General features: G+C 69.3%; 16 protein-coding genes. 7 read left to right on the top strand and 9 right to left on the bottom strand.

Annotated features, from left to right (window positions below; genetic code table 11):
- The first annotated feature begins 13 nt into the window (after positions 1–13).
- The 6 genes from murJ (at position 14) to trxA (ending at position 7,298) form a co-directional block, all read left to right on the top strand.
- Positions 14–2,188: a murein biosynthesis integral membrane protein MurJ gene (murJ, locus tag AB5J51_RS20660; RefSeq protein ID WP_133897495.1), complete on the top strand. Its 2,175-nt coding sequence runs from the start codon at positions 14–16 to the stop codon at positions 2,186–2,188.
- A 117-nt stretch (positions 2,189–2,305) separates the two neighbouring features.
- Positions 2,306–4,033 (top strand): protein kinase family protein, encoded by a 1,728-nt coding sequence (locus AB5J51_RS20655; protein ID WP_136224992.1) that lies wholly within the window; start codon positions 2,306–2,308, stop codon positions 4,031–4,033.
- Positions 4,034–4,172: 139 nt separating this feature from the next.
- Positions 4,173–4,874 carry an RNA polymerase sigma factor SigM gene (sigM, locus tag AB5J51_RS20650; RefSeq protein ID WP_136224991.1) on the top strand — a complete coding sequence of 234 codons (702 nt, stop codon included), beginning with the start codon at positions 4,173–4,175 and terminating at the stop codon, positions 4,872–4,874.
- Positions 4,871–5,818, top strand: coding sequence for an anti-sigma factor (locus AB5J51_RS20645; protein WP_369778259.1), 948 nt, complete (start codon positions 4,871–4,873; stop codon positions 5,816–5,818). Before sigM ends, AB5J51_RS20645 begins: the two co-directional genes overlap by 4 nt.
- A gap of 125 nt (positions 5,819–5,943) precedes the next feature.
- A complete protein-coding gene (gene trxB / locus AB5J51_RS20640; protein ID WP_053785484.1) occupies positions 5,944–6,903 on the top strand; it encodes a thioredoxin-disulfide reductase in 960 nt (319 codons plus the stop codon).
- A 53-nt stretch (positions 6,904–6,956) separates the two neighbouring features.
- Complete coding sequence (gene trxA / locus AB5J51_RS20635) at positions 6,957–7,298, top strand: thioredoxin (protein ID WP_053785485.1); 342 nt, start codon at positions 6,957–6,959, stop codon at positions 7,296–7,298.
- Positions 7,299–7,399: 101 nt separating this feature from the next.
- Here trxA and AB5J51_RS20630 read toward each other — a convergent pair whose 3' ends face one another.
- The 9 genes from AB5J51_RS20630 to rpmH all read right to left on the bottom strand — a co-directional run bounded on the left by AB5J51_RS20630 (position 7,400) and on the right by rpmH (position 13,839).
- Entirely contained in the window at positions 7,400–8,017 is a 618-nt protein-coding gene (locus AB5J51_RS20630) for a GNAT family N-acetyltransferase (RefSeq protein ID WP_053785486.1), read from the bottom strand.
- A gap of 105 nt (positions 8,018–8,122) precedes the next feature.
- Positions 8,123–9,217, bottom strand: a complete 1,095-nt coding sequence (locus AB5J51_RS20625) for a ParB/RepB/Spo0J family partition protein (RefSeq protein ID WP_078987191.1) — start codon at positions 9,215–9,217, stop codon at positions 8,123–8,125.
- Positions 9,214–10,299, bottom strand: coding sequence for a ParA family protein (locus AB5J51_RS20620; protein WP_078613071.1), 1,086 nt, complete (start codon positions 10,297–10,299; stop codon positions 9,214–9,216). The genes AB5J51_RS20625 and AB5J51_RS20620 overlap by 4 nt, the downstream gene beginning before the upstream one ends.
- A gap of 235 nt (positions 10,300–10,534) precedes the next feature.
- On the bottom strand, positions 10,535–11,278 hold the full coding sequence (gene rsmG, locus AB5J51_RS20615; RefSeq protein ID WP_037634083.1) for a 16S rRNA (guanine(527)-N(7))-methyltransferase RsmG: 744 nt from the start codon (positions 11,276–11,278) through the stop codon (positions 10,535–10,537).
- A 114-nt stretch (positions 11,279–11,392) separates the two neighbouring features.
- Entirely contained in the window at positions 11,393–11,905 is a 513-nt protein-coding gene (locus tag AB5J51_RS20610) for a R3H domain-containing nucleic acid-binding protein (protein WP_030153171.1), read from the bottom strand.
- Between the two features lie 15 nt (positions 11,906–11,920).
- Complete coding sequence (yidC, locus tag AB5J51_RS20605; RefSeq protein WP_053785487.1) at positions 11,921–13,024, bottom strand: membrane protein insertase YidC; 1,104 nt, start codon at positions 13,022–13,024, stop codon at positions 11,921–11,923.
- A 3-nt stretch (positions 13,025–13,027) separates the two neighbouring features.
- Positions 13,028–13,309: a membrane protein insertion efficiency factor YidD gene (gene yidD / locus AB5J51_RS20600; RefSeq protein WP_078613072.1), complete on the bottom strand. Its 282-nt coding sequence runs from the start codon at positions 13,307–13,309 to the stop codon at positions 13,028–13,030.
- Positions 13,306–13,680: a ribonuclease P protein component gene (gene rnpA, locus AB5J51_RS20595; protein ID WP_078987192.1), complete on the bottom strand. Its 375-nt coding sequence runs from the start codon at positions 13,678–13,680 to the stop codon at positions 13,306–13,308. The genes yidD and rnpA overlap by 4 nt, the downstream gene beginning before the upstream one ends.
- Positions 13,681–13,701: 21 nt before the next feature.
- Positions 13,702–13,839, bottom strand: a complete 138-nt coding sequence (gene rpmH, locus AB5J51_RS20590) for a 50S ribosomal protein L34 (RefSeq protein WP_018547628.1) — start codon at positions 13,837–13,839, stop codon at positions 13,702–13,704.
- Between the two features lie 211 nt (positions 13,840–14,050).
- Between rpmH and dnaA the strand changes: the two genes are divergently transcribed.
- A complete protein-coding gene (gene dnaA, locus AB5J51_RS20585; protein WP_369778257.1) occupies positions 14,051–15,958 on the top strand; it encodes a chromosomal replication initiator protein DnaA in 1,908 nt (635 codons plus the stop codon).
- Positions 15,959–16,728: the final 770 nt, after the last annotated feature.

The raw sequence follows: 16,728 nt of genomic DNA, 5'->3' as shown, positions 1-16,728 counted from the left end.
AGGTGGGGTTTCGATGAACGCGCCGTACGACGGTGACCGCGCGCAGGGCACTGGTGGGCCCGCGCCCTCCCAGGGCACTGCCCCGGGCACCCCGGTGCCCGGGCAGGTCCCCGTGCCTGCGCCCGCACCGGACCGCGACCCGTATGTCCAAGACGCCTACGAGCACGACCCCTACCGGTCACAGGACCTGTCGGCCCAGGATCCCGTCGCCGAGGTCCTGTACGACCGGGCCTCGCACCCTCCGCCGCCGCCCGGCACCTACCAGGAGCCCGGCCCGCTCTACGCGGCGCCGCAGACGCCCGTACACGCCCCCGACCCGCACGTCTGGGCGCAGACCCCGCCGCCCGAGCCGGACGGGCCCTCCCGGCACCTGCCCTACGGCGACCACGCCACGACCACCCAGTTCGTCGGAGTGGACTCCCTGGTCACCAAGGCCGCGGACGAGCAGCCCGAGCCCGACGCCTTCGCGCACCTCTACCGGGACCAGCAGGGGACTCCCGGCACCCCTGCCGAGGACGCCCCCGTCGCCGTCCCGGCACCGAGCAAGCCCGCCGGCCGCGCCTCCAGCCTGCTCAAGTCCAGCGCCCTCATGGCCGCCGGCACGATCGTCTCCCGCATCACCGGCTTCCTGCGGACCCTCGTCATCGCCGGTGCCATCGGCGTCGGCACGTTCAACGACACGTACCAGATCGCCAACACCCTGCCGACGATGATCTACGTGCTGGTCGGCGGCGGCGCCCTCAACGCCGTCTTCATCCCCCAGCTGGTGCGGGCCATGAAGCAGGACGACGACGGGGGCGAGGCCTACGCCAACCGCCTCCTGACCCTCGTCGTGGTGCTGCTGGCCGCCATCACCACCATCTGCGTCCTCGCCGCACCGGTGTTCATCACGATGATGTCGCCGAAGCTCGCCTCGGACCCCCAGCAGATGGACGTCGCGGTCGCCTTCGCCCGCTACTGCCTGCCGACCATGTTCTTCATGGGCGTGCACGTGGTCCTCGGTCAGATCCTCAACGCACGCGGCCGGTTCGGCGCGATGATGTGGACCCCCGTCCTCAACAACATCGTCGTCATCGCCACCTTCGGGGCCTTCATCTGGGCCTTCGGCGGTTTCACCACCTCCGGAGTCAGTGCCACCACCGTCACGGCCGACGGCGTCCGCCTGCTCGGCCTCGGCACTCTCCTGGGCCTCACCGTCCAGGCGCTCGCGATGCTGCCCTACCTGCGCGACGCCGGCTTCAAGCCGCGCCTGCGGTTCGACTGGCGGGGCCACGGCCTCGGCAAGGCCGCCCGCCTGGCCAAGTGGACGTTCTTCTTCGTCCTCGCCAACCAGATCGGCCTCGTCGTCGTGACCCAGCTCGCGACCTGGGCCGGATCCGTCGCCGAGAAGCAGGGCCACCCGGGCACCGGCATCACGGCCTACAACTACGCGCTGCTGCTGTGGCAGATGCCGCAGGCCATCATCACCGTCTCCGTCATGACGGCCGTCCTGCCCCGCATCTCCCGCTCCGCCCACGACGGGGACGCCGCCGCCGTCCGCGACGACATCTCGTACGGGCTGCGCACTTCGGCCGTCGCGATCGTGCCGTGTGCCTTCGCGTTCCTCGCCCTCGGCGTCCCCATGGCCACGCTGCTGTACGCCGGTTCCGGCTCCGGCGCCCAGAACATCGGCTACGTCCTGATGGCCTTCGGCCTCGGGCTCATCCCGTACTCCGTCCAGTACGTCGTCCTGCGCGGGTTCTACGCCTACGAGGACACCCGGACCCCCTTCTACAACACGGTCATCGTCGCCACCGTCAACGCGGCCGTCTCCACCGCCGCGTTCTTCGTGCTCCCCGCCCGCTGGGCGGTCGTCGGCATGGCGGCCGCCTACGGCCTCGGCTACACCGTCGGCGTCGGCGTCGCCTGGCGTCGGCTGCGCAACCGGCTGGGCGGCGACCTCGACGGCGCCCACGTGATGCGCACCTACGCGCGCCTCACCGGTGCGTGCGTCCCCGCGGCCGCCGTGGCCGGTGCAGCCGCCTACGCTGTCACCCAGTGGCTCGGCAGTGGAGTCACCGGTTCCTTGGCCGCGTTGGCCGCCGGCGGTGTCGCGCTGGCCGTCGTGTTCCTCGTGGCTGCCAAGAGGATGCGCATCGAAGAGCTCAACGCCATGGTCGGAATGGTTCGCGGACGCTTGGGGCGCTGATGCGCACAACCGTCGGACCCCTTCGCGTGTCGTGCATAGCGCCGGACTGTGGGCACAATTGGCATGGCTTCGCAGACTGGCCGACAGCGCGTAACGGATGGGGAGGCAGGAACGACGGTGGCGGAACGTAGCACGGCTGCCGTCGACGTGGCCGACAACGGCGGCGATGAGCCGCCGGCCGCAGATGCGGCAAAGGCCACGGCCGACGGGGTGGACACCCAGAACGGACGAGCCGCGGACGGACCCATGCCAGAAAAGGACGGCGAACGCAGAAAAGCGGCCCCTGCTGCCGCCCCCGAACTGCACAGCGGCCACAAGCTCGCGAGGCGCTACCGCCTCGAAGAGTGCGTCACCCGTCTGGACGGATTCAGCAGCTGGCGCGCGATGGACGAGAAGTTGCGCCGGGCCGTGGGCGTCCATCTGCTGCCTGCCGACCACCCTCGGGCCCGCGCCGTCCTGGCCGCCGCCCGCTCCTCCGCGCTGCTCGGCGACCCGCGGTTCGTCCACGTCCTCGACGCCGTGGAAGAGAACGACCTCGTCTACGTCGTCCACGAGTGGCTGCCCGACGCCACCGAGCTGACCGCACTCCTCGCCGCGGGCCCCCTGGAGCCCCACGAGGCCTACCAGCTCGTCACCCAGGTCTCCCAGGCCATGGCCGCCGCGCACCGCGAGGGCCTCGCCCACCTGCGCCTGACACCGAGCGCGATACTGCGCACCTCCACGGGCCAGTACCGGATCCGCGGGCTCGCCGTGAACGCCGCCCTGCGCGGCATCACCAGCGACACCCCGCAGCGCGCGGACACCGAGGCCATCGGCGCACTGCTGTACGCCGCCCTGACCCAGCGCTGGCCGTACGAGGTCGACGCCTACGGTCTCACCGGCCTGCCCAAGGGCGTCGGGCTGATCGCCCCCGACCAGGTCCGCGCCGGGGTGCACCGGGGGCTGGGGGAGCTCGCCATGCGTGCCCTCGCCAACGACGGGGCCACCGCTTCCCGCCAGGAGCCTGCCTGCACCACCCCGGAGGAACTGGCCAAGGCCGTCGCCGCGATGCCCCGCATCAAGCCGCCGGAGCCCGCTTTCACCGCGCCTCCCGAGTACCAGCACACCACCTACCAGCAGGGCAGCTACGGCCGGCCGCCGGCGCACCCCGGCGTGCGCGTGACCCAGCCCGTCGCCGTCCCGCCGGCCCCGCTGCAGAGCCGCACCGGCCGGGTTCTGAAGTGGGGTGTCGCCGCCCTGCTGATCGCCGCCCTGGGGCTGGGCAGCTGGCAGCTCGCCGACACCCTCCTGGACCGCGGCAAGGGCGACGGCGGCGGTCCCAGCAACTCGCAGTCCACGAAGACGAACGAGGACGAGAAGAAGCCCAAGGAGAGCAAGCCGCTGCACATCGGCAGCGCCGTCACCTTCGGCAAGGACCCGATCAAACCCGAGGACGCCGGCAAGGCCGTCGACGGCAACCCCGACACCGCGTGGATCACCAAGATCTTCTACGGCTACGGCGGAAAGTTCGGCAACCTGGACAGCTACGACGACGGCAGTGGCATCGTCGTCGATCTCGGCAGCGTCCAGGAGGTGACGGGCATCGAGGCGGACATGTACGCCGCGGGACACAAGGTCGAGGTCCGCGCCGCCGCCCCGGAGACCTCCTCGCCGCACGGTGTCTCCGACTTCCCCCAGGAGCTCGTCAAACTGGGCAACACGGGGAAGAAGTTGCAGGCGACCGTGGACACCCCGATCAAGACCCGCTTCGTGCTCGTCCACATCACCACACTGCCGTCCGACGGCAGTGGGGACGGCTACCGCGGCGGAATCAGCGAGATCAAGGTGCTCGGGCCGGCCGACTGAGCCCACCGCACGGCGAGGGAGCCATGGTGCGGCCGGGGAGTCATCCCCGCGGCGGACCGTGGCTCCCGGCGTGTGAACCGGCCCCTCGTGCGCGGCTCGCACAGGCTCTACGCTCCATCCCGGGAAGAAGCGAGGTGTGATGCACTCTGCAACGGGAGACGACCGGAGCGACCAGGAACTGCTGGCGCTGCATACCGCCGGTGATCCCGACGCGTTCGGGGAGCTCGTGCGGCGGCACCGCGACCGGCTGTGGGCGGTGGCCCTGCGCACGCTCGGCGACCGCGAGGAGGCCGCCGACGCCGTGCAGGACGCCCTCGTCTCCGCCTACCGGGCCGCCCACACCTTCCGCGGGGAATCGGCCGTCACGACCTGGCTGCACCGCATCACCGTCAACGCCTGCCTCGACCGGGCCCGCAAGACGGCCTCCCGCAGGACGGCACCCCTCGACGACACAGAGCGCCTGGAGCGCCTCCTGGAGCCCCACGAGTCCGCCGAGGCCCCCGCGGAGCGCCAGGAGCTCCACCGGCAGCTCCTGGCCGCCCTCGGCACGCTGCCGGCCGAGCAGCGGGCCGTCCTCGTCCTCGTCGACATGCAGGGATACCCCGTCGCCGAGGCCGCACGTATCCTCGACGTCCCCACCGGCACCGTGAAGAGCCGCTGCGCGCGCGGCCGGGCGAAACTCCTGCCGATGCTCACTCATCTGCGCTCGAATGCCGGGGATAACACCGCCGCCGAGCGGGGAAGGAACCGGACGCCGGGGACGCCCGTCCCACCAGCGGCAGACCCCAGTCAGCCAGCCCCAGACGCAGACACGGTGAAGGGCGGAGGTGGACGAACGTGACTCCCGCAACCGGCACGATCCGGCACCCTGACGTCTCGGAGATCTCCGACCTGACCGAAGGGCTCCTGTCCCCGGTCCGGACCGCCGAGGTACGCCGCCATCTGGGCGACTGCCCGCTGTGCGCCGACGTCCACGCCTCCTTGGAGGAGATCCGGGCGCTCCTCGGCACCTTGCCGGGGCCCCCTCGCATGCCCTCCGACATCGCCGGGCGTATCGACGCCGCCCTCGCCGCCGAGGCCCTCCTCGACTCCACCACGCCCAGGGCGGGGGCCGCCCAGGCCTCCGAGCCCGGCACGCCGCACGATGTTTCACGTGAAACATCGCCTGCCGCACCCGCCGGTCCGGGTACGCGGCGGCCCGCCGGTCACCCGGCCGGAGCAACCGGCCCAGGACGCCGCCGCGCCCGCCGCCGCATCGCCGTCATCGCGGGCCTCGCCGGAGCAGCCGCCTGCGCCCTCGGCATCTTCCTTGCGGGCAACCTGCTCGGAACCGGCTCCCCGGACACCGCCGCCCGCAAATCCGGCACGAGCACGGCTGCCGAGGCCCCCACGGACGGTACGTACACCGCGCAGGGCCTCCAGGGCAGCGTCCACCGGCTCCTGGTCCCCGGGCAGGGCGCCAAGACCTCGCCGCAGGGAGAACAGCCGAACAACACGTACGGGTTGGAGAACACCACTCCCTCACCTGGGCTGGCCCCCGGTGACCGCAACCGCACGGAATCCTCCCCGGTCCCGCCCTGCGTCCAGGGCGCCACCGGTCGCCCCGACACCCCGCTCGCCGCCGAGCAGGGCAACTACGAGGGCACCGAGGTATACCTCCTCGTACTGCCGCACCCCGGCGACTCTGCCCGTGTGGACGCCTACCTCGTGGGTACCGAGTGCACGAACACCCCATCGGCCGGCCCCAGCAAACCGTTGCTGACCAGGACATACCCCCGGAGCTGACAGCTTCGGGCCCGCGAGGGAGCGGGCCGGGAATGCAAGCGCCGTAGGATCCGTTGGGTGGGGTGAGAGTCCACACCGGCCCCCCGGCAAGCAGTGCGCAGTCCACAGAGACGAGGAAAAAACCCGTGAGCGACGTACGAAACGTGATCATCATCGGTTCCGGGCCGGCCGGTTACACGGCAGCCCTGTACACCGCACGCGCTTCGCTCAAGCCGCTGGTCTTCGAAGGCGCCGTCACCGCCGGTGGTGCGCTGATGAACACCACCGAGGTCGAGAACTTCCCCGGCTTCCAGGACGGCATCATGGGTCCGGACCTCATGGACAACATGCGCGGCCAGGCCGAGCGCTTCGGCGCCGAGCTGGTCCCCGACGACATCGTGTCCGTGGACCTCACCGGTGAGATCAAGACCGTCACCGACACCGCCGGCACCGTGCACCGCGCCAAGGCCGTGATCGTCACCACCGGCTCCCAGCACCGCAAGCTCGGCCTGCCGAACGAGGACGCCCTCTCCGGCCGCGGTGTTTCCTGGTGCGCAACCTGCGACGGGTTCTTCTTCAAGGACCAGGACATCGCCGTCGTCGGCGGCGGCGACACCGCGATCGAGGAAGCGACCTTCCTCTCCCGGTTCGCCAAGTCCGTCACCATCGTGCACCGCCGCGACAGCCTGCGTGCCTCGAAGGCCATGCAGGACCGCGCGTTCGCCGACCCGAAGATCAAGTTCGCCTGGGACAGCGAGGTCGCCGTGATCCACGGCGAGCAGAAGCTCTCCGGCCTCACCCTGCGCAACACCAAGACCGGTGAGACCTCCGAGCTCCCGGTGACGGGCCTCTTCATCGCCGTCGGCCACGACCCGCGGACCGAGCTGTTCAAGGACCAGCTCGAGCTCGACGAGGAGGGCTACCTCAAGGTCGACGCCCCCTCGACGCGCACCAACCTCACCGGCGTGTTCGGCGCCGGCGACGTCGTGGACCACACGTACCGCCAGGCCATCACCGCCGCGGGCACCGGCTGCTCCGCGGCCCTCGACGCCGAGCGCTTCCTCGCTGCCCTCGCGGACGCCGAGAAGGCCCACGCGACGGTCTGACCCCCACGCACACCCCCCACCCCACACCCCGCAGGAAGAAATAGGAGGCCGCTGTGGCCGGCACCCTCAAGAACGTGACCGACGCTGACTTCGACACCGAGGTCCTCGGCAGCGACAAGCCCGTCCTCGTGGACTTCTGGGCCGCCTGGTGCGGCCCGTGCCGCCAGATCGCGCCGTCCCTCGAGGCCATCGCCGCCGAGTACGGCGACCAGATCGAGATCGTCAAGCTCAACATCGACGAGAACCCGGCCACCGCCGCCAAGTACGGCGTCATGTCCATCCCGACGCTGAACGTCTACAAGGGCGGCGAGGTCGCCAAGACCATCGTCGGTGCCAAGCCGAAGGCCGCCATCCTGCGCGACCTCGGGGAGTTCATCGAGGCCAAGGCCGTCTGACGGCCGGGGCTCCGCCCGGCGGCAGCCGGGTGAGTTCCACGTGAAACGGGGCCGCCCCCGCAAGGGGCGGCCCCGTTCGCACATCACAGGCCGTCCGGCCGTCACAGCGGACGCAGCGCGGGCTCCTTCCGCGCCGCACCGAGCAGCCGGTCCAGCGCGAGTTCCACGTCTTCCTTCCACGAGAGCGTCGAGCGCATCTCCAGCCTCAGCCGCGGATGCACGGGATGCGGCCGTACCGTCTTGAAGCCCACGGCCAGCAAGTGGTCCGCAGGCAGCAGGCACGCCGGGCCCTCCCACCGCGCGTCTCCGAACGCCTCGATCGCCTTGAACCCGCGCCGCAGCAGGTCCTTGGCCACTGTCTGGACCATCACCCGTCCCAGGCCCTGCCCCTGATAGCCCGGCATGATCCACGCCGTGATCAGCTGCACCGCATCCGGCGACACCGGACTCGTCGGAAAGGACGCGGCCCGCGGTACATACGCAGGCGGCGCGTACAGCACGAATCCCACCGGGACATCGTCCACGTAGACCACGCGGCCGCACGAACCCCAATCCAGAAGGACGGCGGAGATCCACGCCTCCTTCTCCAGCGCCGGTGTACCCGCCTTCACGGCGGCCTCACCGCTGACCGGATCCAACTCCCAGAACACACAGGACCGGCAACGCCTGGGCAGGTCCTGAAGGTTGTCCAGCGTGAGTGGTACCAACCGACGCCCCATGAGCGCATCGTATCCACTGCCCGAATCAGGAGAAACCGCTACAAGGCAAAGGGGCGGACCGCGCCGGTTCGCACCGGCACGGCCCGCCCCTCGGCGGCCGGGGACTCACTCCCCGGACAGACCCTGCTCCAGGACCCGGCCCTCGCCCGGTGCCAGCGTCCCCAGAATCCGCTCCAGATCCTCCATCGAGGCGAACTCGACGGTGATCTTCCCCTTCTTCTGGCCCAGATCCACCTTCACGCGGGTCTCGAACCGGTCCGACAGCCGCGTCGCCAGCTCGCTGAGCGCCGGAGCCACCCGGGCTCCCGCCCGCGGACCCTTCGGCTTCACGGCTCCGGAGGGCTCCGAGCCCATCAGCGACACGATCTCCTCGACCGCGCGCACCGACAGGCCCTCGGCCACGATGCGGTGTGCCAGACGGTCCTGGACCTCGGACTCCTCCACCGACAGCAGTGCCCGCGCATGTCCCGCGGAGAGCACACCCGCGGCCACGCGGCGCTGCACCGGCGGCGACAGCTTCAGCAGACGCAGCGTGTTCGACACCTGCGGGCGCGAGCGCCCGATCCGGTCCGCCAGCTGGTCATGCGTGCAGTTGAAGTCCTGGAGCAGCTGGTCGTACGCAGCCGCCTCCTCCAGCGGGTTCAGCTGCGCCCGGTGCAGGTTCTCGAGCAGTGCGTCCAGCAGCAGCTTCTCGTCGTCCGTCGCGCGGATGATCGCCGGAATGCGCTCCAGCCCGGCCTCCCGGCACGCCCGCCAACGGCGCTCGCCCATGATGAGCTCGTAGCGGCCCGGAGCCGACTGCCGCACCACCACCGGCTGCAGCAGACCCACCTCCTGGATGGAGGTCACGAGCTCCGCCAGCGCGTCCTCGTCGAAGACCTCACGGGGCTGCCGCGGGTTCGGCGTGATCGCATCCATCGGAAGCTCGGCGAACGTCGCCCCGGCGACCACATTGGCCTCCGGCTCCCATGCCGCCGGCTCATCCGCCACTGCGACCGCAACCGTCGATGTTTCACGTGAAACATCCGCCTGCGCCAGCGAAGCCAGCTTCGCCGCCGCGATTCCGCGCTCCGATGTCATGACCGGCACCGCCGACGGGGACGTCGACCCGGCACCGGTCACCGGCGGCGTCTTCTCCTGCGGAGCTGCGGGGATCAGCGCACCGAGCCCCCGTCCCAGACCTCTACGTCGCTCACTCACTGGATCCCCTCCGCCACACTCTGCGTGCTGTTCATGCCCGCGCCCAGATGGGCGTGCTGGGCGTCGTACGAAATTCCGGCCCCCCGCAGCGCGATCTCACGCGCCGCTTCCAGGTAGGAGAGAGAACCGCTGGAACCCGGATCGTAGGTGAGCACGGTCTGGCCGTAGCTCGGCGCCTCGGAAATACGCACCGACCGCGGGATGCTCGTGCGCAGCACCTCCTTGCCGAAGTGGGTGCGCACCTCCTCCGCCACCTGCGAAGCCAGCCGGGTCCTGCCGTCGTACATCGTCAGCAGGATCGTCGAGACATGCAGCGTGGGGTTCAGGTGGGCCCGCACCAGGTCGACATTCCGCAGCAGCTGACCCAACCCCTCCAGCGCGTAGTACTCGCACTGGATCGGGATCAGCACCTCGGCGCCGGCCACCAGCGCGTTCACCGTCAGCAGCCCCAGCGAGGGCGGGCAGTCGATCAGGATGTAGTCGAGCGGCTGCTCGTACGCCTGGATGGCCCGCTGCAGCCGGCTCTCCCGGGCCACCAGCGACACCAGCTCGATCTCCGCACCCGCCAGGTCGATCGTGGCCGGAGCGCAGAAGAGCCCCTCCACGTCCACCACCGGCTGGACGACCTCCAGCAGCGGCCGGCTGTCCACGAGTACGTCGTAGATCGAGGGCACATCCGCGTGGTGGTCGATACCGAGCGCCGTGGAGGCGTTGCCCTGGGGGTCGAGGTCGACCACCAGGACCCGCGCTCCGTGCAGAGCCAGCGAGGCCGCCAGGTTCACGGTCGTCGTGGTCTTGCCCACGCCGCCCTTCTGGTTGGCGACCACGATGACCCGCGTCTGCTCCGGGCGGGGCAGCCCTTCGCCGGCGCGCCCCAACGCCTCGACCGCCAGCTGGGCGGCACGGCCGATGGGTGTGTCGTTGTCTACAAGGGGCGAGGATGTTTCACGTGAAACATCCTCGCGCGCCGATTCAGAGCGGGGACCGGGGACCGGATCGGCCATCGGCCCCGCGAGGTTGGCGTCGGACCGCACGGTGTCACTCTCCTCGACATCAGGCTCGCGATGAACAGAGCCTGCCATGGCATCGGGGTCGCGAACCAGCGGGGCCCGTACTCCTGTGGATGAATCCACCGATGTGGACAACTCCGTCCCCCCTTCGTTCTTGCGTTGGCGGGGGGACGCAGCCGCACGGCCGCGGCTGATGATTCCGTGCAGCAGAGAGCGACGTTTCACGTGAAACACGATGCCCGGACGGAGTCATCAGGCCGCTACGACACTCCGAAATGCATACCTATAGGGCTCAACACACCCGAAATCAGCGACGCCGACGGGTCCGGCTGGTGCGAGCGGCCTTAGCCCGCTTGGCCGCGAACCTCACCCCACCGGGGCTTTCTCCGACCTCGACCCGGACCACCGTCGACATGGGATCCACCACACCCTCGCCCACGTGCAGCACCGAGGTCTTCACCACACCCAGCTTCGCCAGCGCGACCTTCGCCGCCACCAGCTCCTCCTCGGCGGTGTCGCCCTTCAGGGCCAGCATCTCCCCGTACGGGCGCAGCAGGGGCACGCCCCAGCCCGCAAGCCGGTCCAGCGGAGCCACGGCGCGCGCCGTCACCACATGCACCGGCTGCACCTTGCCGAGGACCTCCTCGGCCCTGCCACGCACCACCGTGACATGGTCCAGGCCCAGCAGCTCCACGGCCTCCTGCAGGAAGGTCGTACGCCGCAGCAGCGGCTCCAGCAGCGTGATCTTCAGATCGCGCCGCACCAGAGCCAACGGGATACCGGGCAGGCCGGCACCCGAGCCGACATCGCACACGGTGACGCCCTCGGGCACCACCTCCGAGAGCACCGCGCAGTTCAGCAGGTGCCGCTCCCACAGCCGTGGCACCTCACGCGGGCCGATCAGGCCGCGCTTGACCCCCGCGTCCGCCAGCAGCTCCGCATACCGCACAGCTTCCGGGAAAAACTCACCGAACACCGCGCGCGCCTCTTCGGGCGCCGGGGGAAGCTCCGCTGCTGCCTCCGTCACGGGGACCGTCCTTCCGTACCGCATGGATCGTTGAAAACGCACTGCTTGAAACTGGTACCCGCCCGGATGGGCACTGCCAGGCTGACAAACTTCGGCCCCGTCTGCGACACAGACGGGGCCGAACAGTCAGGGTTGCGATCAGGCCGGGAGCACGACGACGAAGCGCTGCGGCTCCTCGCCCTCCGACTCGCTCTTCAGACCGGCAGCCGCCACGGCGTCGTGGACGACCTTCCGCTCGAAGGGCGTCATCGGCGCCAGCTTCAGCGGTTCACCGGACGCCTTCACGTCCGCGGCCGCCTGGGCGCCCAGTGCCGCCAGCTCCTCGCGCTTCTTCGCACGGAACCCGGCGATGTCCAGCATCAGCCGGCTGCGGTCTCCGGTCTCCCGGTGCACGGCGAGGCGCGTGAGCTCCTGCAGAGCCTCCAGGACCTCACCGTCGCGGCCCACGAGCTTCTGCAGGTCACGGCTGGCCGAGTCACTGACGATCGACACCGCGGCCCGGTCGGCCTCGACGTCCATGTCGATGTCCCCGTCCAGGTCGGCGATGTCCAGCAGACCCTCGAGGTAGTCGGCCGCGATCTCGCCCTCCTGCTCGAGGCGGGTCAGGGTGTCGCCACTCTCAGCGGCGGCGGTGGTGGTGCCTTCCGTCACGGGAGGGACTCCTTCTTACTTCTTGGAAGAGGGCTTGGGGGGCGTCTGACGCTGTGACTTCGACTGCCGCTTCGGCTGTTGCCGCTTGGCGGCACCACCGCTCGCCGCGTCCGAGTCGGCCGTGGCCTCGACGCTCTTGATCACAGACCCGTCCGCCTGGGCAGCCAGACCCTGCTTCGTGAGAGCCGTGATGAACTTGCGCTCGTTGTCGTTGCGGTCCGGCCCCTTGGCCACGATCGCCGCGACGATCTTCTTCTTGCTCCGGCCCTTGACGTCGCCGTGCGTGGTGACGTGCTTCAGCAGACGGGTCAGGTACTGGTCCTGCGCCTTGCTGCCCGGCGTCGGGTTCTGGTTGATCACGTACATCTGCTGGCCCATGGTCCACACGTTCGTGGTCAGCCAGTAGACGAGGACACCCACGGGGAAGTTGATGCCCATGAACGCGAAGATCAGCGGGAAGATGTACATCAGCATCTTCTGCTGCTGCATGAACGGCGTCTTGACCGAGAGGTCGACGTTCTTCTGCATCAGCTGACGCTGGGTGTAGAACTGCGACAGCGACATCAGGACGATCATGACCGCGGTCACGATCCGGACGTCGGTCAGGGAGGCGCCGAGCGCGGCGACCTTCTCCTCGCTGTCCGTGAACTTGGCCGCCAGCGGGGCACCGAAGATGTGTGCCTGCCGGGCACTCTCCAGCAGCGACTCGTTGATCACGCCGATGGTCTTGCCGTTGGCGATGCTCGCGAGCACGTGGTAGAGCGCGAAGAAGAACGGGGACTGCGCCAGGATGGGGAGGCACGAGGAGAGCGGGTTGGTACCCGTCTCCTTGTACAGCTTCATCATCTCTTCGGACTGGCGCTGCTTGTCGTTCTTGTAGCGCTCCTGGATCGCCTTCATCTTCGGCTGGAGCGCCTGCATACCGCGCGTCGCCTTGATCTGCTTCACGAAGAGCGGGATCAGGCAGATACGGATCAAGACCACCAGGGACACGATGGACAAGCCCCAGGCCCAGCCGCTGTCCGGGCCGAAGAGGGCGCCGTACAGGCTGTGGAACTGGACGATGACCCACGAGACGGGTGTGGTGATAAAGCTGAACAGACTGGCAATCGTGTCCACTAATCAGGCTCCTTGAGCATTGCGAGATCTACGCAACGCACTGCGCAGCTGCTCGTGCCAACGCGGGCGTTTACGGGGTGGGACATGATCGACTCCACCAGCGGACCACGGATTGCACCGCAGGATCCGCCAGCCGGTCAGAACCGTCCCCTTCACCGCACCATGCCGGTCGATGGCCGTGAACCCGTAGTGCGAGCACGAGGGGTAGTAACGGCACACCGGCCCGAGCAGCGGACTGATCGTCCACTGGTACAGCTTGATCAATGCGAGCAGCGGGTACTTCATCGAGCCACGCCTCCCAGGAGCCGCGACAGGGCGGCATCCAGGTCCCGGGCCAGTTCGTCGACACCGGCATCACCCGCGCCGGGCAATGCCCGTACCACCACCAGGCTACCGGCGGGCAGCTGGGACAGCCGCTCGCGGACGAGATGGCGCAAACGGCGCTTCACCCGGTTACGGACGACGGCGCCACCCACGGCCTTGCTGACGACGAAACCCGCACGCGTCGAGGGATCGATCTCCCCCGGCTCGTGCGGGTCCGTTGCACCGCTTGTACGTAGGTGGACGACGAGGAGCGGGCGACCAGCCCGCCGGCCTCGACGTACCGCGCTCGCGAAGTCCTCGCGCCGCCTCAGCCGATTCTCGGGAGACAGCACGACGTCACGACCTGCGCGTTGTTACGCGGAGAGGGCGGCGCGGCCCTTGCTACGGCGGTTCGCCAGGATCGCGCGACCGGCACGGGTACGCATCCGCAGGCGGAAGCCGTGGGTCTTGGCACGACGGCGGTTGTTCGGCTGGAAGGTGCGCTTGCTCACTCGGGGGCTCCAGAGAATAAATCGTTGTGGCGGGACATCGCCTGGCTGTCACCGTGCGCCCACGAGGAAACTCGCGTGTTCGCCCGAGTGGCACCGCTAAACGATCACAAAAGGTGACCTTCGCCCATCGGTAGGCAGGCGGCAGCAGCCATCGACAACTCGACCTCGTTACGGTACGCGCGGCTACGCCATCCGGTCAAACCGAGGCTACGTGCCCCCACACTGTGCACAGGCTGTGGACAACGACTTGAACCGTACCCGTCGGCCTGACTACCGTTGTCTGATCCCGGATTTTTTGTCCCGACCGTCCCAAAGAACCACACATTCGTGGGACCCCTGTGAGAGAGCGTGCTCTGTGGCTGACGTACCTGCCGATCTTGCCGCAGTGTGGCCAAGGGTGCTCGAAAAGCTCCTCGGGGAGGGACAGCAGGCGATCGAACCCAAGGACAAGCAGTGGGTCGAACGCTGTCAGCCCCTGGCTCTCGTCGCCGACACCGCGCTCCTCGCCGTCCCCAACGAGTACGGCAAGCGCGTCCTGGAGGGCCGGCTCGCCCCGCTGATCAGCGATGCGCTCAGCCGTGAGTGCGGCCGCCCGATCCGCATCGCCATCACCGTGGACGACTCCGCCGGCGAGCCCGCGCCCCTGGCCGCCCCCGCGCAGCAGCGCCCCGAGTCGTACGAGCCGTACGGCGGCCAGCGCCCCGGTGGCCCGGCCGACGACCAGCTCCCGACCGCCCGCCCCGCCTACCCGGACTACCAGCAGTCGCGCCCCGAGCCCGGCTCCTGGCCCCGCGGCGGCCAGCAGGACGACTACGGCTGGCAGCAGCCGCGCCTCGGCGGCTTCCCCGAGCGCGACCCGTACGCCTCCCCGCAGCCGGGCTACCTCCAGCAGTCCGAGCCGGGCGGCTACGAACAGGGCGGCTACGAACAGCAGCAGTACGAGCAGCAGCAGTACGAGCCCCGCCAGCAGCAGTCCCATCAGTACGAACAGCAGCAGTACGAGCAGCCGGCCCCGCGCCCGGCGCCCGGCCGGCCCGCGCCGCCCCCGGCCCCGTCCGGCGGCTCCACCTCGGGCCCGCTCGAGCCGACCGCCCGGCTGAACCCCAAGTACCTGTTCGACACCTTCGTCATCGGCGCCTCCAACCGCTTCGCGCACGCCGCCGCGGTGGCCGTCGCCGAAGCGCCCGCCAAGGCGTACAACCCCCTCTTCATCTACGGGGAATCGGGTCTTGGCAAAACGCATCTGCTGCACGCCATCGGGCACTACGCGCGGAGTCTCTACCCCGGCACCCGGGTGCGGTACGTGAGCTCCGAGGAGTTCACCAACGAGTTCATCAACTCGATCCGCGACGGCAAGGGCGACGCGTTCCGCAAGCGCTACCGCGAGATGGACATCCTGCTCGTCGACGACATCCAGTTCCTCGCGAGCAAGGAGTCGACGCAGGAGGAGTTCTTCCACACCTTCAACACGCTCCACAACGCCAACAAGCAGATCGTGCTGTCCTCCGACCGGCCGCCCAAGCAGCTCGTCACCCTCGAGGACCGGCTCCGCAACCGCTTCGAGTGGGGCCTGATCACCGACGTCCAGCCGCCCGAGCTGGAGACCCGTATCGCGATCCTGCGCAAGAAGGCCGTCCAGGAGCAGCTCAACGCCCCGCCGGAGGTACTGGAGTTCATCGCCTCCCGCATCTCGCGCAACATCCGCGAGCTGGAGGGGGCGCTGATCCGGGTCACGGCCTTCGCGAGCCTGAACCGGCAGCCGGTCGACCTGGGCCTGACCGAGGACGTCCTCAAGAACCTGATCCCCGGCGGCGAGGACTCCGCGCCCGAGATCACCGCGTCGGACATCATGGCGGCCACCGCCGACTACTTCGGCCTCACCGTGGACGACCTGTGCGGCTCCTCGCGCAGCCGCGTCCTGGTCACCGCCCGGCAGATCGCCATGTACCTGTGCCGGGAGCTCACGGACCTGTCCCTGCCCAAGATCGGGGCGCAGTTCGGCGGCCGCGACCACACCACCGTCATGCACGCGGACCGCAAGATCCGCGCGCTGATGGCGGAGCGGCGCTCCATCTACAACCAGGTCACCGAGCTCACCAACCGCATCAAGAACGGCTGAGGGCGGCCGAGCCGAGCCTCTTCAAACACATCCAGAGGGCGCTCCCGGGGTACTTCGGGGGCGCCCTTCTTCGTCCGCGCGCCTGCGGTCTGTTCGAATACGCCCCCTGTGGAGCAACTCATCCACAGATTCCCGGACTTTCCTCCGTCCACAGGGTGGGGACGGCTCCCGTCGCCCACAATCTGTCCACAGGGGTGCAGTATGAGGCCCCATCAACCCTGGTCAGCCCCCTGTGGAATTGTGCGCAAGCGTCATCCACAGGCTGTGGACAGAAGTTTCATCCACAGGCTCATCCACGCCTCTGTCCACCGCCGACCCACAGGTTGCCGGATCCTGTGCACAGGATCCGACGAGTTACCCACACCGTTGTCCACTGTTCGGCAACATTGCACCTCCCGTCACCGACCCGAGTGAAAGCCGTCACACAGAAGTCGACGTTTGGGCTGTGGAGTACCGGGGGAAAGCTGGGGACACACCTGTGGAGTAGTCGGGGTCGCCTGGGGACGGCCTGTGCAGAACTTTTCGTTCTCCACAGAGACACCGTGTTGTCCACCGGTGTCACCCACAGGCCCGGTGGATAAAAAACGCGGGTTGACCTGCGAGAACGGGCTTATCCACCGTTTCCACAGGCCCTACTACTACCCCCATAGAGAGTTAGGCCGGTTTCGGTTTTCAAGCGGGTCCTGTGCACAACTCGGTGGGCACGCCTCCCCGACACCTCGCTCCCGACTTGACCTCCGGCAGCACCGACTGTCGGCGCCGTACGTCAG

Origin of the sequence: Streptomyces sp. R33 (genome assembly GCF_041200175.1) — a bacterium.
In the GTDB taxonomy this organism is placed as follows: Bacteria; Actinomycetota; Actinomycetes; order Streptomycetales; family Streptomycetaceae; genus Streptomyces; species Streptomyces katrae_B.
The sequence above is the reverse complement of the archived record's forward strand: the minus strand, read 5'-3'. Positions and strand labels throughout refer to the sequence as shown.